Annotated in this window: 15 protein-coding genes; 8 read left to right on the top strand and 7 right to left on the bottom strand. The window is 47.6% G+C overall.

Going from position 1 to position 22060, the window contains the following annotated elements:
• Window positions 1–132 precede the first annotated feature (132 nt).
• Window positions 133–630 carry a hypothetical protein gene (locus CUJ83_RS10740; protein WP_230742310.1) on the top strand — a complete coding sequence of 166 codons (498 nt, stop codon included), beginning with the start codon at window positions 133–135 and terminating at the stop codon, window positions 628–630.
• A gap of 81 nt (window positions 631–711) precedes the next feature.
• Here CUJ83_RS10740 and CUJ83_RS10735 read toward each other — a convergent pair whose 3' ends face one another.
• Both CUJ83_RS10735 and alaS read right to left on the bottom strand, forming a co-directional pair.
• Window positions 712–1107, bottom strand: coding sequence for a roadblock/LC7 domain-containing protein (locus CUJ83_RS10735; RefSeq protein WP_230742309.1), 396 nt, complete (start codon window positions 1105–1107; stop codon window positions 712–714).
• 406 nt (window positions 1108–1513) lie between these two features.
• Window positions 1514–4141, bottom strand: coding sequence for an alanine--tRNA ligase (gene alaS / locus CUJ83_RS10730; protein WP_230742308.1), 2628 nt, complete (start codon window positions 4139–4141; stop codon window positions 1514–1516).
• Between the two features lie 420 nt (window positions 4142–4561).
• Between alaS and CUJ83_RS10725 the strand changes: the two genes are divergently transcribed.
• The 5 genes from CUJ83_RS10725 to CUJ83_RS10705 all read left to right on the top strand — a co-directional run bounded on the left by CUJ83_RS10725 (window position 4562) and on the right by CUJ83_RS10705 (window position 13674).
• Window positions 4562–7930 (top strand): Calx-beta domain-containing protein, encoded by a 3369-nt coding sequence (locus tag CUJ83_RS10725; protein ID WP_230742307.1) that lies wholly within the window; start codon window positions 4562–4564, stop codon window positions 7928–7930.
• Between the two features lie 17 nt (window positions 7931–7947).
• Window positions 7948–8820 (top strand): hypothetical protein, encoded by an 873-nt coding sequence (locus CUJ83_RS10720; protein ID WP_230742306.1) that lies wholly within the window; start codon window positions 7948–7950, stop codon window positions 8818–8820.
• Between the two features lie 194 nt (window positions 8821–9014).
• The gene (locus CUJ83_RS10715; RefSeq protein WP_230742305.1) at window positions 9015–9710 is read left to right on the top strand and encodes a hypothetical protein; all 696 of its coding nucleotides are present in this window, start codon (window positions 9015–9017) and stop codon (window positions 9708–9710) included.
• Window positions 9711–10023: 313 nt separating this feature from the next.
• Entirely contained in the window at window positions 10024–11355 is a 1332-nt protein-coding gene (glnA, locus tag CUJ83_RS10710; RefSeq protein ID WP_230742304.1) for a type I glutamate--ammonia ligase, read from the top strand.
• Between the two features lie 165 nt (window positions 11356–11520).
• Window positions 11521–13674, top strand: coding sequence for a histidine kinase dimerization/phosphoacceptor domain -containing protein (locus tag CUJ83_RS10705; RefSeq protein ID WP_230742303.1), 2154 nt, complete (start codon window positions 11521–11523; stop codon window positions 13672–13674).
• 8 nt (window positions 13675–13682) lie between these two features.
• On the opposite strand, the gene CUJ83_RS10700 is transcribed toward CUJ83_RS10705, so the two are convergent.
• From CUJ83_RS10700 to CUJ83_RS10680, 5 genes are all read right to left on the bottom strand, one after another.
• Window positions 13683–14171, bottom strand: a complete 489-nt coding sequence (locus CUJ83_RS10700; RefSeq protein ID WP_230742302.1) for a hypothetical protein — start codon at window positions 14169–14171, stop codon at window positions 13683–13685.
• Between the two features lie 29 nt (window positions 14172–14200).
• The gene (locus CUJ83_RS10695; protein WP_230742301.1) at window positions 14201–15088 is read right to left on the bottom strand and encodes a prepilin peptidase; all 888 of its coding nucleotides are present in this window, start codon (window positions 15086–15088) and stop codon (window positions 14201–14203) included.
• Window positions 15069–16268 carry an ATP-binding protein gene (locus CUJ83_RS10690; RefSeq protein ID WP_230742300.1) on the bottom strand — a complete coding sequence of 400 codons (1200 nt, stop codon included), beginning with the start codon at window positions 16266–16268 and terminating at the stop codon, window positions 15069–15071. Before CUJ83_RS10690 ends, CUJ83_RS10695 begins: the two co-directional genes overlap by 20 nt.
• A 147-nt stretch (window positions 16269–16415) precedes the next feature.
• Window positions 16416–17066 (bottom strand): phosphoribosyltransferase, encoded by a 651-nt coding sequence (locus CUJ83_RS10685; RefSeq protein ID WP_230742299.1) that lies wholly within the window; start codon window positions 17064–17066, stop codon window positions 16416–16418.
• A 2-nt stretch (window positions 17067–17068) separates the two neighbouring features.
• Window positions 17069–17641, bottom strand: coding sequence for a type 1 glutamine amidotransferase domain-containing protein (locus tag CUJ83_RS10680; protein ID WP_230742298.1), 573 nt, complete (start codon window positions 17639–17641; stop codon window positions 17069–17071).
• Between the two features lie 218 nt (window positions 17642–17859).
• Here CUJ83_RS10680 and CUJ83_RS10675 point away from each other — a divergent pair, with 218 nt between their 5' ends.
• Entirely contained in the window at window positions 17860–20127 is a 2268-nt protein-coding gene (locus CUJ83_RS10675) for a type II/IV secretion system ATPase subunit (RefSeq protein WP_230742297.1), read from the top strand.
• A gap of 2 nt (window positions 20128–20129) precedes the next feature.
• Complete coding sequence (locus CUJ83_RS10670) at window positions 20130–22016, top strand: hypothetical protein (protein ID WP_230742296.1); 1887 nt, start codon at window positions 20130–20132, stop codon at window positions 22014–22016.
• Window positions 22017–22060 lie beyond the last annotated feature (44 nt).

Here is a 22060-nt window from a genome sequence, read left to right as displayed (position 1 = left end):
AAGTGTATGATAAACGCAATATATACTTTTTCACGATGCCCACAAATAACTATAATTCATGAAAAATAGGATTTATACAATTAATTTCACTGAGAAAAAAGCTTTTTTACATTAGACGCTTGATTAGTACATATGTCAGATTTGCCAGGGAAAAACTTGGACTTTCTAAACGGGGATACACGCAATGTGCTTGTCCACGTAGCAATGGTGATCATTGGCGCAGCGATAATTCTGGTGATAGGCGAGATACTTAAATATTTCATGCCGGCGGACGTTCTATTCTACCAGTTGATCAATAATACTTACATACTTGCCGCGGCTGTGTTCCTGCTGCTGCTCGGCTTGAACAAGATAAACCTGAACAACATAAAAAACCTGGCCGCATCATTCGTACTGATATTGATCTTCATAGCGATATTCTACCAGTTCGATAAGGTAGCATGTACGGTCCTCTGGGGCGGACAATTCGTATCGGTGCTCGACAGGGTCCCGGAAAACTATATCACATGGTTCCTGCTTGCCTTAGACGGCGTAAGCCTGATCCTTGGCTCATGCGGAGCGTTCCTGTTGTTGTTAAAAGGCCTGAATATTTTAAAGGACTTCCTGACAGGCATGGCAAAGAGCAGTTGAAATTGAATCCCATTTAAATCTTTTTTAAACTATCATGACAACGCTCGTGATTACTTTATCTTAGAAAATGACTCTTCGAGCCTAACGTCCTTCTTGCTTTATTATTTTTCTGACCTCTATGGCCGCCTTATCTATCTCGCCATATATCCGGGGAACATCCGCTTTTGGCCCAACGAGAGCGACGAGTAACACAACAGGTCCTGCCCCTTGTGCAATAAGCTTTTTACCCCCGATCTCAAGCACGATCCGCCTGGGTATTCCCTGTTTCATTTCAGAAACGGCGGTCTCGGCCGCCCCGAGCATAGCGGCGGACATCGCGGCAAAAGTCTCTCTCTGCTCTTCCCCGAGCGTCATCTCCGCAGTGATCATGACACCGTCGCGCCTCACAATCGCCGAAGATTCAACGCCCATTCCTTTAAGTCTAGATAGTACGAGCTTGAGTTCATTGTTTCGTTCGGACATCGATTCTTCAAGCATATAAACTCTCCAGAATAAACATTTTAATGGCTTTCCTAGCTCGTATATATACTAATAATAAATCACAGTATATTATATAATTATGTCGAATATCCGGTAGCTTCTTAAAAGCCCGTATTTCGGATTTTATTTATGATTTTTGAAAGATCATATGGTTATTTTAATAGAAATAAAACTAAAATAACTCAAAATCAAAGACGAATAAGCCCCGTTATATCGATGTAATATAGCTTAACAGAATTAAAAGAAATGATATTTAATTCAACGGCCCGCAAGAAACTCGAGAACATCACTTTTCTCTTATAACTGGATGTTTAAAAAAAACATGTCCATCCAGTTGTAAGTTTAGCCTTTGAAATAGAAACAGTTCTTCAGCCCTTTATGAAAAAATAGATTGAAGAGGCTTTCATGCCTTTGCTTTAGCCTTGAAAGCCCTGGCCTCATGCTCGCTGCCGTCAACGTTCATGAAGCTCTCTCCAAGCTTTTCTTTTACGTCAATGTTATCCGAATAACCGTAGGCGAAGTTGTCGCCTTTTAATATGACGGTCTTGCCCTTGAACTCTTTCTTCATGGAGCCTACGGCTTTCATCAGCGTGCCGAAATCGCTCACCGGAAGATCCAGCTCGATCACCGTATCGCCGCATTTTATAGAGGTCTCAACGAGCCTCTTTGCGAACTCGGTCTCAAGCTCCTTGTTCTTCTTTGAAAGCTCCTTCCATTCGTTGAAGAACCTTGACGCGGTCTTTGGTATGTCGTCATAGCCGACTCCCCAGAGGTCGGATACCTCCTTCAGGATGCTCTCCTGGTGCTGTATCTCCTTAAGAGAGTTCTCAAGGGCTTTAAACTCGAGTCGTACAACTCCATCCTGGATCCTCTCGCTGGACATCATCTTGATGAATCCTACCTTTGAGGTATTATCGACGTGAATGCCTCCGCACGCCTCTACGTCGAAGCCGTGAACGTTGACTATCCTCAGGACTTTTCCGGGCACTGCTCCTCCCTGGTATATACGCATCGAATACTCCCTTTCAGCCTCCGACCTGGACATTTCCCTGACAGTGATCGGGATGTGCTGCATCACGATATCGTTCGCCACGCGCTCTATTTCCTGAAGCTGTTCGAAGGTCAGTGATTCGTAATGGGTGATGTCGAGCCTTGCCTTATCGGGCGTCTTTTCCGCGCCTGCCTGCCATACGTGGTCGCCGAGGACTTTCCTTGCGGCATAGTTCACGATATGGGTCGCGCTGTGGTGGGCAGCCAGGATCCTTCTTCTCGCCTTATCCACAAGGCATCTGACAGTTTTAGTTCCCTCCGGCAGAGCCGACTCAAGAACATGGACGATGACTCCGTCCTGCTTGTAGACGTCCTTTACGGGAATCCCGTTGATTAGGCCGGTATCGCTCGCCTGTCCGCCTCCGAGCGGATAGAACAGGGTCTGGTCGAGCACGACTTTGACCGGGGACAGCATTTTTACGACCTCTGCATCGAACTCGAACTCCTGAGGACGCTCGTAGTATAATGCCCTGGTCTTCGGGAGGCCCTGGGCCTCATTCGCCTCGATCTTGCGGGCCTGCTTTGACTCATGCCTTGCCTGCACCTTTACGTAAAAGTCTTCGGGGATATGGACATCCGGCTTCGCTTCCTTGATAAGTTCCGGGGATATTCCCTGCGAGTCATATAATTCGACGAGCTTTTCGGGCGTAAATTCCTCTTTGCTCTTGACCATTCTCTTAATGATATCCCTGCTCTTGCGCTTTGACTCCTCGTACCTCTTGCGCTCTACTTCAAGGATGTCAAAGAGCGAGCCGTAATCTCGCAGCTCTGTGTACCACGAGCCGAACTCGTCTATGTGTGACCGGAATACGTCGTTCAGGTCGAGGTCGAAACCGTACTGGTCGATGAGAGTCCAGCATCTCCTGAGAAGGTTACGCAGGTTATACCCGCCGCCGACGTTGGACGGCAGCGCACCGTCATGTATGGCCACGAGAAGGCTTCTTGTGTGGTCAGCTATCGCGTATAGCGCCCTGTTCTTATAGACGATATTCTTGAGCTCGTTGATGTCCATGCCCATCTGCCTGGCGACATCGTTCCACACTGAGCCCATGTCCTCTATGTCATCGACGTTAAGTATGCCCGCATATCTTGCGAACTTTGCGAGAAATTCCTGGTCAGGCCGGTAGCCGGTCTTTTCATATATGAATTCCATGGTCCTCGGGAAGGTCGCGTCGTACGACATCGGTTTGCCCTGGCTGAACCATGCCCATCTCTCAAGTCCAGCGCCCATGTCGATGACCTTTGTCCTGAGCTCGCGGAAACTGCCGTCCGGCAACTGCTCAAACTGCATATAGACCTGGTTACCGAGCTCCAGTCCTCTTGAGAAATATTCGATGGAAGGGCCGAAGTTGCCTCCGCCGGCCCATACGTCCTCGTGGAAGACGATCTCATGTGCCGGGATGCCCAATCCCTGTGTAAGGAAATGATGGATCTGAGCTATGCCCTCTTCCTTGAAGTAGACGAAATGCTCGGGCGAGTTAAAGACATGCTGGCCAACCATGATAAAGCCGGTGTAGTGCCTGCCGGTGATACCTACATTGTCGATGTCGTTAAACCTTAAGCAAAACTGAGGCTCGAGGACGGCTCTCGCGGGAGGCTCGATCTCGCCTGAAACGACGTACGGCTGGAAGTCGTTAATGCCTGCCGCCACAAAGTACAGGTCCTCGTACCACCTGCAAACGGTCGGGTACCTTTCGAGAGGCACATAGCCCCACTCTTCGAACGTCTTAACGTAAACGTCCCACGCTTCCTTGTACCCGAACGGCTTTTTCGTAAGCTGTTCCCCGATGAACCGGTAACCGCCGCTGCATTCCGCCTCCTCGCAGAAATCCCTCTCGTCCTGGCTCCAGAAGCCCCTGCCGCAGTGCTTACATACGTGCCTTGAGTAGCCTAATGAAGTTAATGTCTTGACCGGATAGTATTTCTCATAGTTCTTCGCGAACTCCGGCTTCATCATCTTTTTTATCTGTTTGTCGTCCATTTCCTTTCCTCGAGGTTAAGTTGATGCATCGATGACAACAGGCGAATTTCACATTCCCTGATATCATGGGAGCGTAACCGCCTGGTATCCTGTGAATTTAATGTTTGGATATACCCTTCGCCTTATGTTTTGTGATGTGTATATATTTATCGGTTTTAAGGGATATGACATGCCTTATTCCTGAACGTAGATAATTTGAAGCTTTTTATTCTATTCGATTTCATTTACGTTTTAGTCGCCTGAAAATTATAATTACTTGTTATAATCAAGAAAGATTTATAAACGGTTAGCTTGCTAATAAACAATATATATAGGCTTGCTTAAAAATCGACAATCTGCATGAACTCGGTGAAAACATACAAATTTACAGGTTAAATAACGATCGTCACTAGATTTTTAGAGCTTTAACGGGGGTAACAAATGAGGGGATGTATAAGAGGTACAATAACGTTAGCCATCATATTTTTACTGATGTTTTCAGCCGTAACTCCTACAGGAGCGCAGTACAGCGACCCGCAACAAATTGACACTATAAGGATCCTGAACGGATCTTCGTCCTGCGAGTTCCAAAAAGGCCCTGTTAACCCGGAGTTCTTAGCGTATCTACAAGACCCCCCATCCTTCATGCTCATGGAAGGATCCGGTGTAGAGCGTGTTACGGGGCTTATACCATCTCCGTATGATCTACCAGGCTTGAATTATGATCATATGGTAATGTATGGGTCTGACACCGTTAGCTACCCTGTATATTATGACCTTCGTACCCTTGGAAAATTGACAGGGATAAGGGACCAGGGCAGCGCCGGCAGTTGCTGGGCGCAAGCTACATACGCCTCTTTAGAGTCATTCCTGTTGCCCGGTGAACTATGGGACTTCTCCGAGAACAACATGAAAAACCTGGACGGCTTTGACAGGGACTGGGATGATGGAGGTAACCAGTATATATCTACTGCGTATCTGGCCAGATGGAGCGGTCCGGTGAATGAATCGGACGACCCGTACAGCGATACGTCAGGATATTCGCCGCCGGGGCTCCCCGTGCAAAAACATGTCCAGGACGTCATATTCATACCGGGTAGGTCAGGCTATACGGATAATGACGCTATCAAGTCCGCAGTGATGACTTATGGCGCTGTCTACACAGTAATGTACTGGTCACCCACATACATGAACTATACCAGCAACTCATACCGTTATACAAGCACTTCATCGCCCAATCATGCAGTAGCGATAGTAGGCTGGGATGATGATTTTGATAAAAATAACTTTAAGACCGCGCCTGCAGGCAACGGGGCTTTCATAATAAAGAACAGCTGGGGCGAGGACTGGGGGGAGAATGGATATTTCTATATCTCGTACTACGATACTCGCATATGCAGAGAGAATGCAGTATTCACAGCGGAACCCGTCACTAACTATGACCGGGCATACCTGTACGACCCGCTAGGATGGGTTTCAACTGGAGGATTTGGCTCTAATACAGCATGGTTCGCTAACGTCTTCACGTGCGAAGCCGAGGAAATGCTGTCCGCGGTAAGCTTCTACACGCCGGTATCCGGGTCAAGCTATGAGATATACGTTTATGATAATGTCGTATCCGGCCCGGTCTCTTCGACACTTTTAGGGAACAAGTCGGGTGTTATAGCCGATGCGGGATACCATACGGTGAAATTCAATGACGAGATGGCACTCCATACCGGCAATAAGTTCTCCGTGGTCGTCAGGCTTACGACACCGGGCACCAATTACCCGATCCCTATAGAGGACAAATGGTATGGCTATAGCAGCGATGCATCCTCTAACCCGGGAGAGAGCTACATAAGTTCGAACGGGGTCAGCTGGACAGATATGACCAGCGGGAGCGTCTCAGGTACTTTCGATGAGGCCAACGTATGCCTGAAAGCGTTCACGTCCAGCATTATAGACATATCCCCGTTATCCATGAACCTGGATGAAGGGGATTCCGGCGTTTATATGATATCCTTGAGATCAGAGCCTGCCGGCGATGTTGTCATCAGCATCGGAAACGACGATAAAGTCGCACTTAACAGGACATCGGTCACGTTCACGCCAGCAGGATGGGAAACACCTGAGTGTATAGAAGTCACTGCAATAGATGATGACATGTTCAATGATGACCCTGTATCGGTCATAACCCACTCATCTTCGAGCGGCGATCTGAAATTTAACGGGCTCAGCATTTCGAACGTCACGGTCAACATAGTTGAAAATGACGCTACAGGCGAGCTGGTTTTTTCTGCGGCCCAGTACCAGTTCAATGAAAATGCCGGCAACGCCGTCATAACGGTGAATCGCCTGAACGGTGACGAGGGCATCATTAAAGTGAACTATGCCACTTCAGGCGTAACGGCAGTGGCAGGCCAGGACTATACAGCCGCGAACGGTATCCTTACATTCAATAACGGCGAGACTGCAAAGACTTTTAATATACCGCTGCTTAACGATGCGGTCTACGAGAATAATGAGACAGTGCTGTTGGCCTTAAGCAACGCGACGAACGGTTCGATATTGGGGCCTGTGAACACGTCGGTCCTGACGATCCTTAATGACGATCCGAAGCCGGTCATGCAATTCTCGTCGTCTGCGTATACGGTCAACGAGAACTCGGGGTCAAAGACGATAGCGGTGACATTGACAGACAGGACGGACACTGTTGTATCGGTAAGATATGCCACGTCTAACGATACGGCAATGGCGGGGATAGATTATATACATGTGAGCGGAATACTGTCGTTTGTTCCCGGAAACACTACACAGACTTTCTCAGTACCCATAATTGATGATGCCACATACGATGGAGATAAGAGACTGAGCCTGACCCTGAGCGACCTGTCGTCAAAAGCCATGTTCGGCGGCAACAGTACCGCGAACCTGACGATAATCGATAACGAGTCCCGGCCATCCATCGGTTTTACGGCTCCTTCGTATAATGTCAACGAAAGCGGCGGGAACCTGAATATCACAGTAATAATGACAGGGACAGCTGCATCTGCAGTGACCGTTGACTATTCCACATCGAACGGTACTGCGACCGTGGGGGACGATTTTACGCAGGCTAGCGGCACTCTGACATTTAGCCCGGGGAATACGACAGGGTCATTCACGGTGGAGATACTGGACGATGACGGGTGCGAGGGAAATGAGACATTTTACCTTAGCTTAAGTAATGCATCGAGCAACGCCGTCTTAGATGAGCCTGATAGTGTCATTATCAATGTTATCGATGATGAGAAGTCACATGTGACCATAGATCTTCCCAAGGGATGGAATCTCATATCGATACCGGTCGTGCTGGACGAATATAATTCAAGCGTAGAAAACCTGTTCGCTTCGATAAAGGACGACATACACATAGTATGGATATATAACCTATCGGACCCAGACTATTCAAATAAAAATGGCTGGGCATATTATACGCCGCGCACAGATATCTATTATCAGGGTAAGCTTGAAAAGGTAAACGAAAAGATGGGTATCTGGGTGTATAGCGAGAACAATACATCCCTGGAAGTTTTCGGTTCGATCCCCCCGACAACTGAAATACCATTAAAACAGGGCTGGAACCTTATAGGTAACCCGACTTTTATGGAACGTAATGTAAGTGATGTATACTATAACAGCCACATTGTCTGGGAATATGACAGGTATAACACTAATTATAAGTCCAAAAACGGCTGGGGTTACTATACTCCAAGGACAGACATATATTACCAGGGTAATTTGACAACACTGAAACCATGTTATGGGTACTGGGTGTACATAGAATGAATATACGGAGGGCATAAATGACTAGCAAAAAATGTAATATGATTCTGGCTACAGCAATATTATTAACTTTTATTATGGGAACGGTTTGTATCTCTTCTTCGTATGCACTGGCACAGATCACACCGCCTGATGCGCCGGGAGGAGGAGACGTGATAGCAACACCTACACCCAGCCCTCCATCCGGCGGCGGTTCATCCCCGGCCTATAGCCAGCCAACCTTCCAGCAGTACGTCATAGACGTCACGACGTCCAATGGCACAGTAATAGGGAACGTCACCGGCAAGAGCTTCTTCAGCGCCGTCATGCTCGTGCAGAAAAGCGATGAGATCGAAAACGAGACATTCACTCTTACCATCAATGCGGAACTGGGCGGAAAACCGGACGGCCTGAAATATAATATCGACTTTAAGCCGGCCGGCTTCGAAGGCCTTCCTTTGGGGATGTGCAGCACCGATGTCCTGGGAATGGTCAGCATCGAAAGATTCTGTAATTACGGATGGAGCCTGAACCAGGAGACCCTGAAATTCACCTTCGACATTCCTGCTATAAATGAGTCCACGCCGGAAGATGTATATTATCTTGTCAGATACGACGGTACGAATTATCAGGTAAACACGGCAAAACTGATCGACGGCACGGACATTAACATGAGCAGAATAGAGGTCTCGCCTCCATCGGATATCGGGCTTTTCACTCTTGTAAGGTCTGCCCCGGTCGAAGCAGAGCCTGCAGCCACGCCGACACCTATGCCGACCGTGACACCGACGCCGACACCGGAGCCGACACCCGAACCATCTGACGGTATAGGCAATATCGCCATGTTCGCAGCGATGTTCGCGACTGGCGCTCTGGCAGGCGCAGCGATACTGTTCATTATAACCAGAAAGTAGAAGGGGTATGGTCGCGGAATTGTCTGATCCCGCGACCTTTAGCTATTATTGTCGCCTGCGAACTCGCCATAAAAACCGGCAAAATGTAACACGGGAAGATAGACAGTTTTCATTTTTGCATACAGAAAGGTTTATTGTATAGAAGCATTAAACATTAAGACGCCTAGGGTAGGGGTAGGTTGCGGTTCAAGTAAATGACCGGTGCGGACAAATCAAATAAGGGAAAGTCGCTTTTTGACCTGAGCGACATAATGTCGATATTAGAGGACGAGTCAACGGACCAGGTGCTTAAGGTCGTCGATTCCTTCAGGGAAGTCATGACTTCTGAGAGTGATAATAACACGGGTACGTCTGTGCTCGCGGAGCCTGCAGAGACCTCCACCGCCCTCGTTCCGTTCGGGCAGAACAAGCCTGTGCCCGTCGAAAAGACGCAGGACAATGCTTTTGTTTCAAAGCTATTATATGACATCGATCAGAAAAACGCAGAGATCGACCAGAAGAACGCGGAAATACTGAGGCTCAACAACGAAATAATGAACCTCAAGTTCGAAAGCAAGGATAAGGAACTGAAGATCAAAGAGCTTTCATCAAAGGTCGAAGAGCTTACTAAGGTGATCGAAGAGACCAAATCGACTGTCAAAAGCATAGAATGCGCCCCGGTAAAGCCCATCGTGCAAAAGGCCCACGAGCCCGTATATAATATTAAGGAAGACACTCCCGAAGATGAGGATGTTGCAACCATTTTCAAGCGTCTTCAGAGAGGGCACAAAGGAGTGGAAGAGCCGGTAAATGAGGTATATGGTGATGATGGCGCGGATTCGCATGACCCGTATTCCGACAATCCTCAGCCGCCACGAAAGAAAAGGACTGCGAAATTATACGACCTGTAAAATTCTTAGCCCGTCCTTAAACGAATATCATAAAAACCAGTCGAATAACCTTATTTTCATTTTATGACTCGTTTTAAGCCGCCTTTACTTAAAATGAGGACATATATTCTATTAAGTAAGAAAATCATTCGGGAAATTTTTTGATGATCATTATTTCCGATAAAAAGTTATGAAATGTTATGAATGCCATAAAAAGGCATACACTGGCAACTTTTCATAAAAATTCATAATCATTCGTAATATTTAAATATGAAATTGTAGGAAAAAAAGTTCCTACATTAAAATAATATCCAAAAAGATGTTATTCTATCACATGAGCAAAATCACTAAGGATGCCATACTTGAAAAAGCCAAAGAGCTTAATGTCAAGTTCGTAAAACTTCAATTCACCGATGTTTTTGGCACGACTAAGAACGTCGCCATTCCTGTGGAGCAGCTGGAAAAAGCGCTCGACGGGGACATAATGTTCGATGGCTCATCGATAGAGGGCTTTGTCAGGATAGAAGAATCCGACATGTATCTTAAGCCGGACCTTACTACATTTTCATTGATCCCGTGGAAAAGCGAGTACGGTAACGTAGCAAGGCTCATCTGTGACGTATATGACTCTAACGGAAAGCCTTTCGCAGGATGCCCCAGGTGCAACCTGAAGAGGGTGATAAAAGAGGCTGAAGAGATGGGCTTCACAATGAATGCCGGACCCGAGGCGGAATTCTACCTTTTCGAGCGCGACGAGAACGGGTTCCCGACCTTAAACTCCAAGGACAAGGGCGGCTACTTTGACCTTTCACCCATCGATCTGGGCGACGAGGTAAGGCGTGCGATGGTCACCAGCCTCCAGGGCATGGGATTCGAGATAGAGGCTTCTCACCACGAGGTCGGAGAAGGGCAGCACGAGATAGACTTTAAGTATGCTGACGCTGTGACCACGGCCGACAACATACTCACGTTCAAATTCGTCGTAAGAAAGATAGCCATGCAGTACGGGCTTCACGCCACATTCATGCCAAAGCCCATCTTCGCGAAAGCCGGCTCGGGGATGCATGTACACCAGTCGCTGTTCAAAAAGAACAAGAACGCATTCTACGACGCTAACGCGAAATACCAGCTAAGCAAGACGGCATTATACTATATCGGAGGGCTTCTCAGCCACGCCAGAGGATATGCGGCAGTGACGAACCCCCTGGTCAACTCGTATAAGAGGCTTGTCCCCGGCTATGAGGCTCCGGTATATATCGCATGGTCCGAGAAGAACAGGTCACCGCTGGTAAGGATCCCCGCTCGCAGAGGCGTCGGCACCCGCGCCGAGCTAAGGTGCCCTGACCCGTCATGCAACCCGTATCTCGCCCTGGCCGTGACCTTAAAGGCAGGAATTGACGGCATTCGTAAGAAGACAGACCCCGGAGAGCCTGTGAACCTTAACATTTACCACCTGACGGAACAGCAGAAATCCGATATGGGCATAAAGAGCCTTCCTGCGAACCTTTCTGAAGCTCTCGACGAGCTCGAAGCGGACGAAATAATAAAGAGCGCCCTCGGACCGCACATCTATGAGAACTATATGGTCGCGAAGCGCATCGAATGGGACGAGTACAGGAGCCAGGTCCATAAATGGGAGATAGAGAACTATCTTAGCATATATTAATAAGCGAGTTTAACCCTTCGGGGTTAAATTCTCAACTTTTTTATTATTACAAATAAATACTTTATAAAATCATAAAAAGCAAATAATTACCTTTCTGAAACATAATTTATAAATTGTGAAGACACTAATATAGACAATTACTATCTATAGTATGGCGGGGAGAGGATGGGTTTAAAGCTAGATCTAAACAGCATTTTTATTCAGCTCCTACTATTAGTGTTCATAGTCGCCATCGTCCCCGTGGTCATCCTGACATACAATAACTATACCACCATATCACAGGATAAGTATGCTCAGTTCAACGATAAAATAAAAGACGTCTCAGCGATGGTGGAAAGAGACTATAAGACGCAGATGGACAGGGACAACAACGCCGCTGCGAGAATTAGCATGGACCCCAAACTGATCTCCGCCATGAGATCCAGGGATAACCATACAGTAAAGTGCCTTCTCGGCGAATACTCTAAGAAGTACAGCTTTTTTGACATTATCACAGTCTATGACAATAATTCCATAGTCGTGGCAAGATCCACGACAAACAAGAGCGGGGACTACAATATAAACTCGCAGGTCAGGGACGCGCTTGATGGAAAAGAGTCGTCCGTCACCGACATAGTACCTGAACAGGTCATCCGTATGAACGACCTTGAGAACAAGCTCGGAGGCATGGTCAATAATGAAGGGCTTGCTATAATCAATGCCCTGCCGATATGCGATGACAACAATACTATCCTGGGCGTCGTCTACACCGCGCAGGTGCAAAACAACAATTTCGGCCTGGTAGACACGATCACCGAAGAGTCAGGGGCCTATTGTACGATATTTCAGGGAGATACGAGAATAGCGACAACACTGATGGACCCGCAGGGTAACAGGATAGTCGGTACGAAAGTAAGCCCGGAAGTAGCCGATAGAGTGCTTAATAAAGGAGAGGTCGTAAGAGGTACCTTAAAAGTTTATGATTACTGGGACCTTTACGTCCACTACGAGCCGCTGAGAAACGGCGAAGACGAGATCGTGGGAATGCTTTTCGTAGGGTATGACATAGGGCCCGGGCTTGTAGAGCTCAATAACATGCAGGTCCAGGCGGCGGCCATTGCGATAATCGCATCCATGCTTTCGGTCGGCATAGGCTATGCCGTAGTCACAAGGGTCACAAAACCCATAGACAAGCTTGTGATCATCGCTAACAAGATAGCCGCAGGAGACCTGGATGTCAAGGTCGAGACGGACGCTAAAGGCGGCGAGATAGGAGAGCTCAGCAACGCCATCAAAAAGATGGTACATTACATGGTGAATAACATCAAGTACCGTATAAACTATAATGAGTCTATCCTGAAAGGCATCTCCGATCCGATGTTCGTAGTGGATAACGACCGGAACATCACATTTTTTAACGAGCCCGCTGCCAAGCTGACGGGATATCAGCTTGATGAGGCGATAGGAAGGAAGTGCTATGACATATTCAAGATGCCTATCTGCCACAACTATTGCCTGGGCGACGATTGCTGGAAAAAGGTCGACATTGTCAGGGGATATGAGACGACCGCCACCACGAAGGATAACGATGTCATCATCGTAAGAGGCAGCAGCGCCCCGATAAGAGATGCTAACGGGCAAATAATAGGTGCGATAGAGCTGCTCCGCGACATAACGATCGAGAAAAAAGCGGAAGATATGATAAAGGAGTCCCTGAAGGAAAAAGAGGTGCTATTAAGAGAGATACATCACCGCGTTAAAAATAACCTGCAGATAATATCGAGCCTGCTCAACCTCCAGTCGGGATATGTCAAGGACAGGGAAGCTCTCGGCATGTTCAGGGAAAGCCAGAACCGCGTCAAGTCCATGGCCCTTATCCATGAAAAACTATATCTTTCCAAAGACCTGGCAAAGATAGATTTCGCCGAATATATCCGCAGCCTTACAAATAACTTATTCCATTCATACGGTGCATACAAGAACAACATCACCCTGAAAACGAAAATAAACAGAGTATCCCTGGGCATTGACACCGCGATACCTTGCGGGCTTATAATCAACGAGCTTGTGTCCAATTCATTAAAATATGCTTTCCCCCGGGGAAGAAGCGGCGAAGTCTGGATAGAGCTGAACCGTGATTACACCGAGGAAGGCATCACATTTATACTAAAAGTCGGGGACAACGGTATCGGGTTCCCCGGCGGCCTGGACTTCAAGAACACAGAGACCCTTGGCCTTCAGCTCGTAAATACATTATCATGCCAGCTAGGCGGGACCATAGAGCTGAATAGAGAAAATGGCACGGAATTCATAATAACTTTCCAGGAAACGAAAAAATAATAGCGGCGCTAATAGCTCATATCGTATGAGACCAGATATTTTTTACCTGAAGCTGGATCGTAAACAAGCTCAAAGATTATCTCATATCTGCCCCCGGAAGTGATCATCAGATATCGTTGCGATGGCATTTTACTGCCTTCTTCGGACGATTCTCTAAAAGATACTCTTTCATCCACTATCACCGCTTTTTTCGTGCCGGCGACATTATAGTATATAGTCCCTTCATGCGAATTCCCCGAACATGGATCGAACCCGAAAGAGACGTATTCGACACTATCCGGGAGAGTGAGGGATACCTTCCTTGTTAGGCCCGGAGTTGAAGTGGTATCCATTACATTTCCTGCAGGGGACAACAACATTGACTTGCATTCATCTTTTAACTTAAGTAGCTGGGCATCTACCGATGCCGTATTTGCCAGGATCACGGCATTGTTAAGACCGTATAGGGTAAGGCTCATGATCAGCGCCAGCAATATCAGGCATCCCGCCATCTCCACAGGAAATGAATCGACCCCTGTTTCATCGGTCAGGATAATATCAACCCCGGAAAAATACAGGTGAATGGAAGAGAAAGCAGGAGCGAGAATAATAACGCAGGGCCCATCGGGCGCTGAATGATCACCTCTACGCTATCCGTATATTTGTTCAACATGCATATATCGTCCTTTGTCAGGCCGGTTTTCCTGCATGGCAATAGCGGTTTTAGCTCGCTGCGCCTGTCGAGTATATGACAAATGGCAGCGTGAAAAAATCCCGGAGGTCTTGACTTTCTCGTCATAGTATCTCCGATAAGGTAGATATCTTCGGCAAGTACCCTGCCGCACGCCTGTTCCGGATGCCCTGCATCTAACACTATTCTTTCCGAATAAGGGATATATGCTGACATAACGTCGGAGATAATAGCGATCGCTAAAAAGCTCCCGATAAATGCAATGAATGACCCATGCGGTGAAAGGAGAATGAATGATATTAGAAAGATACTGACAGGTAGCGATGCTATAAATATGGCCCTTAACTTTCCACGGACCATCGCATAAATGGCCTCTATCAGGAAGTGTCTGGTAAACAGCGCTATTGAAAGGCATACGGAAAATCCGGCCATGAACATCAAAGGCGGATACACAGGGGATAGTAAAAGGAATATCGCCAGTGTCGCCTTTGCGTCGCCGCCTCCCCATAGTCCGCATCTCCATAACGCGTATACGTAGAGATAAGAGATGAGGCAGGTCAAGAAAGCCTCAATGATTGACGAACCGAAAAAGCATCTAAATGCCAGAAGCCCTATGCCAGATAATATGAAAGGCAATGTAAGCCTGTTCGGTATTCTCATAGTCCTGCAGTCTACATAAGCCGCTATAGCCATGCAAAAAAATGCCAGGGATATAGAAAGCAGGTCAATCCACGTTGCGAACAATTGGCTCTCCCCCTCCATGCAGGCTGACTCTCGGACGGACCTTTACTACATGATACGACTCGGTGGTATCGTCCACGATCACTGCTGCGCCCCTTATTGCCCCAAGCCTTGATAATGCTTCGTTCACAGGCTCTTTTACATATGATGGCCTTGCTTTTTCCAGCGCTTCGATGTCATCCCTTAACGTCAGGCGGTGGCAAATGATCATATCCGCCTGTGACAGGACATCCCTTCCTAAAGCGGAAGGCCTCTGCGTCGCGAGCACCAATGATAGACCCGGCTGCCTTCCCTGCCTGAGCCACTCGTTTATCAGCACATTGCCCGCACCGGTATCCATGAACATATGGGCTTCGTCGATGAACATCCACACGAGTGGAGTCCTTCGATATCCCGTGTTTTCTTTTCTCCTCGCTTCCACCCTGATGTCATACAGCGCCCTGGACAATGATGCCACTATGCAGGACTTTATCCCCGGCTCGTGCCCGTATCCGCTAAGATCGATAATGTTCACCGACCCCGGTTCCATTATCTGAGAATAATCGGCATCTGCGGAAAAGATGTCCCACGCTGAGATCATCGTCAGCAGCCCGTTCAAAGAAGATCGGACATCATCGGTCGCATCGGAAGAATTTATCTCTGCGATCAGGTCCTCTATCGAAAATTTATTTCTGGAACATATGGCACCTGCAAGTACAGCCCCATGCGGGCTAAGCGGGTCGACACCCAGTAGCTCACAATAATCATATGGCGATAATGAAGATGATGGTATCTTAAAAGTAAGCGCATCGACGTCATCATATCGTCCGGTATGTATACCGGGGGCGAAGATCTTGATATTTAATCCTTCGGGGGATAAGCCTTCGCTCTCAAGGTATTTTTTCTCTGCCAGGTTCGGGGAACCCATACATGTAAAAATTCCCATAGTGTCGACCACGATCACAGAAAAGTTATTTCTTATCCCTGCGGGAAGGCGTGCGAACTCCTCTATAATCGTCCCCATGGTATATGACTTGCCATAACCCCTTTTTCCGCAAATGAGAATGGCATGCGGCTTTAAAACATCCAAAAATACAGGAGACCCTGACGAGCCATCAAGTGCCAGATACCTTCCAAGGAACAACAGTCCGTCAGATCCTCCGTCCCTTCGTCCTAGAAGATACCTTTTATCGCCGTACAGCATATTTAATTACATTATATTGAAAATAAATAAAGTTATCCATCAGATTCAAATATTCAATAAATTCACTTTATGCCCATTACTTGCCTTTGATGTGAAAAAATAATGTCCTTCATATCCGCCTTCGTGACAGAGTGATCGAGATAGCGTTCAGGATCGTGCCATAGAGAGGCTTTCATTTATCAGGTCCATCACTTCCTCATCAGTAAGGTCCGGGAAGCTTTCATAAAAACTGGCCACGGCGAACGGGCCGAATGGCTGAGTATGTAGAGTGATGACTTCATCTGCTTCCTGCGACAATTTTTTTACAGCGGAAGCCGGGCTTACAGGCACCGCTACGATCACTTTTTTCGGGTCCTGTTTCTTTAGAGCCCTTACCGCCGCTATCATCGTATATCCTGACGCCAGGCCGTCATCCACGACTATGACAGTCTTTCCGGAGAGGTCCGGAAAAGGCCTGTCCCCACGGTAAGTCCTTAGCCTTCTTCGAACCTCCCCAAGAACCTCTTCGGCGATATCCGAGATCTCCCTATCGGTCAGTCCCAGGCCGGCTAAAAGCTCTTCATTTAAAACGACAGTGCCGTCAGGTGCCACTGCCCCGAATCCTGCCTCGGGGCTCCATGGTATCGGTAATTTTCTTGGCACGATAAGATCGAGAGGGACCTGCAGTCTTCTGGATATCTCATAACCTATGGGAACTCCGCCCCTGGGTATCGCCATTACGAAAATTTTCTCGCCCCTGTATACCGATAGCTTTTCAGCCAGCTTTTTTCCTGCATCGCGCCGGTCAATGAAGAACATGATCATCTCTTTATCGCGATCTTTCTTTTCTCGGTTTCACGTTTCGGCGCTTTCACCAGCGAGCTGATAATAGCATCGCAGAAATATCCCAGGTCTGATGGCTGTCTGGAAAATATGTACTGGCCATCCATGACAAGAGCCTTATCGACATATTTTGCCCCGGCGTTCTCAATGTCCACTACAAGGGATTTCCAGCCCGTAGCTTTCCTTCCTTCAAGTACCTTCGCCGTTATCAATACCTGTATGCCGTGACAGATGGACGCTACAGGCTTTCCTGTCTTATCAAAATTTTGTACGAACTTGATCAATTCGGGATAGATTCGAATGTGGTCAGGGCTTTGACCGCCGGGGATCACTAGCGCGTCAAATTTTTCCGGCTTTAGCTCTTTAAAGGTCATATCTGTATTTACTACGAGCCCCATTTTTCCTTTGATGGTCTCGCCTTTATTCACTCCGGCGATCGTCACGTCAGCACCGCATTCGTACTTTAGCCTTAAAAGCGGGTACATTAATTCGGTATCCTCAAACCCGTCATCTGCTATGAAACATATCTTTACACCTTTAAGTTCATCCATGGACCGTCCTCCGTTAGAGACCATTGAAAACAGATTACTGCATTATCGGAGGACTTTAAAACTTACAGATATATTAACGATATTAAAATATTAAACAATTTTTTGTAAATATGGGCCGCATATTAATGATTTTATATTCTGATCCATCTTTTAGGGCTGTTTAAGATAAATTATTTATCATAAGACATTAATTTACTTAGTTGCAATTTGGTGTAATTATGTTACATATCAGCCCTGCAGTGACGTACGAGCGGATAGCAAGGACATATGAGCGGCTTTTGGGAATTGATAGACAAAATAAGCGCTGTGAATCATATTGTCCGGTACGGTTTAACGCAGGGTATCGGGGTATGGATGCCACGATAGATTGTTCATTATGTAAAAACAGGTCCACCTTTGACGACAATAATTGCAGGAGGGGAATGATCAAGAGCCTTTCAGGAAGAGGCGGTGTTGACAGGCTGCTATTGAAAAGGAACCTTGTGAGGGAGTATAGCGGAGATTCCCTTGACACTATTCTAAGTATCGTCTCGTTCAAAGACGATCTTGATCTTCATTTATCCACCATGTCAAAATACGGGTGCGGCAAATGCGATGCCTCCAGACATCATAACATTATGGATATCCTCGAAACGTCATGCGACGACCCGATAAAATTTCAGGGACTTATAAGATCCCTGATAAGAGATATTGATCCCATCCAGGGATCCGGGCATTGCAGCCATTGTGTTGAAAGATACAACGCGTTCATAAGAGAATTGATCAAGATATCCGGTATTGTGGGCCGGGATCGTTCATTCCCCCGCGAGAAACCCGTACCGTATGTCATGCCGCGTTTCTCGAACACGAAAATACTTATGGAGCCTCCGGCCGAATCCGTCTTTATCAGATCATACGACGTCGAAGGCGATAACCTTGCGCATCCGCTTCATGTGTCGATCTATGAGCTCCCGGGAAGCCTGGAGAAGCTATATTTCGTTGTACCATGGGAATATGCCATGGATGAAAACGACCTGGCCCTCATAGTCGGTGCCAGGGACCGCCTTCTGAAACATCGCCCTGACACTATCGACTTTTTGGACAGCTCTAATGTCAGGCCTTTTTTTACCAGGCATGCGAAGACATCTCTGGCTAAAGAGGCAATGGCCAGGAATATCAAAATGGATGTCTCGAGGCTTGAAAGCCTTACTGCTGTGCTGGTCAAGTATACGAGCGGCCTGGGGATACTGGAAGACATCCTTAACGACCCCCATATACAGGATGCATATGTCAACGCTCCGGTCGGATTGAACCCGCTTCACGTAGTCGTTGATGGCGAAGAGTGCGCAAGTAACGTTTTTTTATCCGAGAGCGACGTTGAGTCTATGATATCCAGGCTGAGGGCCATATCGGGCAGGCCGTTCTCGGAAGCTAATCCCGTGCTCGATATGGACCTCGGGGATTTTCATACGAGAGTGTCGGTCATAGGCAGCCCGCTGACCAGGGGCCTTGCGTATGCGTTCAGGCGGCATAAGAAGACGCCCTGGACGCTTCCCCAGCTAATAAGCCTGAAAATGCTATCACCCTATACCGCAGGGCTTTTATCATTCCTTGTGGACGGGCAGTCCTCCATGCTTGTAACAGGGTCAAGAGGCGCCGGAAAGACTTCGCTGTTAAGCTCGCTCATGCTGGAAATACCCCAGTGTTATCGCATACTGGTCATAGAGGATACGCCGGAGCTCCCGGTAGAGGACATGCAAAGGCACGGGTGGAAGGCTCAAAGCATTAATACGAGGGCTGCGGTATCGGGCTCGGAAGCTGAGTTTCAGGCCTCCGATGCCCTGAGAGCTGCTTTGAGGCTGGGTGAGTCGGCACTGATACTGGGCGAAGTACGAGGGCTGGAAGCAAAGTCGCTTTATGAGGCAATGAGGGTGGGGGCCTCGGGAAACTCTGTCATGGGCACCATACATGGAGCTTCATGCAGGGACGTTTATGAGAGAGTCGTGCATGATATAGGCGTCCCGCCCGCATCTTTTAAGTCCACTGACGTTGTGGTGATCTGTTCCACGGTAAGGCCGGGGGGAAGCATGTCGCGAGAAAGAAGGGTCTTGCAGGTCGCGGAAGTCATCAAAGGCCAGTCAAATGATGATCCCGAAAGCGTTTTCAATGATCTGATGACGTACGATCCGTCTTCGGATGAGCTGATGTCAAGCGACAGGATCGATACGGGACGCTCGGAGTCTATACAGAAGATCGCAAAAAAATGGGGAATAAGCCTCGAAGAGGCGGGTAAAGAGATCCTTTACAGAGGAAGGATGAAGAGCCATATAGCGGAAGCCGGTTCCATGCTTCCGCAGGTCATGGAAGCTCATAACTATTCCAGATGTTTGAACATGTTCAGGGTGTCCTGCGACAGGAATAGAGACGCGGACGGAAATATCGATCACTTTAAAGCTGAAGAAGAATGGAAAAAGTGGTTCTCCCGAACATTTTTTAACGGGGCGTGAGCATGCCGGAGGATACTTACACTCTCGCCTGCAGGTCATCATTTAAATTATTGTGCAAACTGATCGAGCCGGAAAAAATAAAAAAGTATTTTATGGACAATACGAGCGATAAAATGAGCGCTTCGCTCAGGTTTGCCGGCATCGAGGCCGAGCCATGGGAGGTTCTGTCTTTCGCGTTCATCTGCTCTGTTATGGCTTTTTTACTTGTAGTGGCCGCGGGGATCGGAGCGTTTTTCCTTAGCATGATGGACAGCATGACCTCCATAGTACTGGCCCTGTGCGCAGGCATCGTGCCTTTGCTGGCATTCATATATACGGGAGAGTACCCTAAGCGAAAAGCGGCATACATGAAGGTTCACTCCCTGGGGGACGTTCCGGAGGTGATAAGCTATATAGTCATGTCCATGAAACTAAACCCTAACCTGGAAATTGCCCTTACTTTCGCGGCAAGTAACTCAAAAAGACAGCTTGCCAGAGACGTTAAAAAACTAATGTGGGATATCCAGATGAGGGCGTACGACAGTATCGATGATGCGCTCACGGCCTTCGCGGGAAACTGGGGCAGCTATAGTGAGCATTTTAAGCGTTCTATATTCCTGATAAAGAGCTCCACATGTGAAAAAAGCGAGGCGATGAGAACAATATCGCTTAACAGGTCACTTGAAGTCGTATTGTCTGGTACAAAGGGGCTGATGGAAAAGTTTTCAGGTTCGCTTCACTCGCCCACGCTTATATTATATTCGATATTCGTCATGATACCGCTGGCAATGGTCGCAATGCTTCCTGCGGCTGCTGTCGTCGGCTTTCGTGTGAATTCCGTTCAGCTTGTGCTTTTATATGATGTTATCTTTCCCCTCATAACTTTACTGTACGCCCATTCCATCCTTATGGGACGCCCTGCGGCATTTTCCCCGCCCGAAATACCGGACAGCCATCCTGACATATCCAGGCTTCCCCGTATAGTATGGGGAATCGTTTCAGTCATTTGCGGAGCGTGCGTATGCATTTTGTACCTGCTCGTACCTCAAGGCCTGCTGCCCCTGCCTAACTCGATATTCATCGTATGGGGCATCGGCACAGGGATATTCGTTTATTGCATAGCCGTTTACGGGCCGTATAAAAGGATAAGGGACAATATAGCTGCGATGGAAGCCGATTTCGCTGACTCGCTCTTTGTCCTGGGAAGGCGTATATCGGAGGGAAGATCTCCTGAAGAAGCATTTGCGTATACATCAAAGATATTTTCCGGCACTGCCATAGGCAATGCTTATTTCGGGGCATCGTTCAACATAAGATGCCTGAGAACGACGCTGAATGGCGCGGTGCTGGACCCGGAGTATGGTGCTTTTTCCCGCATATATTCGGACAGGATCAAAACGACGATAAGCATGCTTATTGAGAGCGCGGGAAAAAGCGGCTATGTGGCCGGGAACTCTGTCATAAGGCTCGCTGATCACCTGAAGGAGCTTCAGTCAATAGAGGATGAGATCAAAAAGATGCTTATGACCATGACGGGCATGTTAAAGACCACATGCGTGATCTTCGCGCCGTTCATAGGGGGGATCACTCTCGCCTTATCCGAAGCTGTGACGAACGTAGTAAAAGACACGATAAAGAACATGCAGGGAATACCGGAAAGCGCAAGGTCCTATTTTCCCATGGTGCCGGAATTTAGCGCACCGCTGGTTTCGCCGGACGAATTCGTCCTGATCGTAGGCATATACCTGATATTTTTAGTCATAATACTGCTCAGGTTCGTCAACGGCATAGAGCATGGCGATGACCGGTATGAGTTCATGTATAGCCTGGGGAACACTCTGCCCATATCAATAACCGTATTCACGCTGACGACTGCCATGGCTGGAACGCTGTTTCAAGGCATGCTATAGTATTTTTCATTTTAGTGAAAATTATTTATATGTTAAGCGATTAC

The organism is Methanooceanicella nereidis (genome assembly GCF_021023085.1).
GTDB lineage: Archaea > Halobacteriota > Methanocellia > Methanocellales > Methanocellaceae > Methanooceanicella > Methanooceanicella nereidis.
This window is presented reverse-complemented; position numbering and strand designations above follow the sequence as displayed.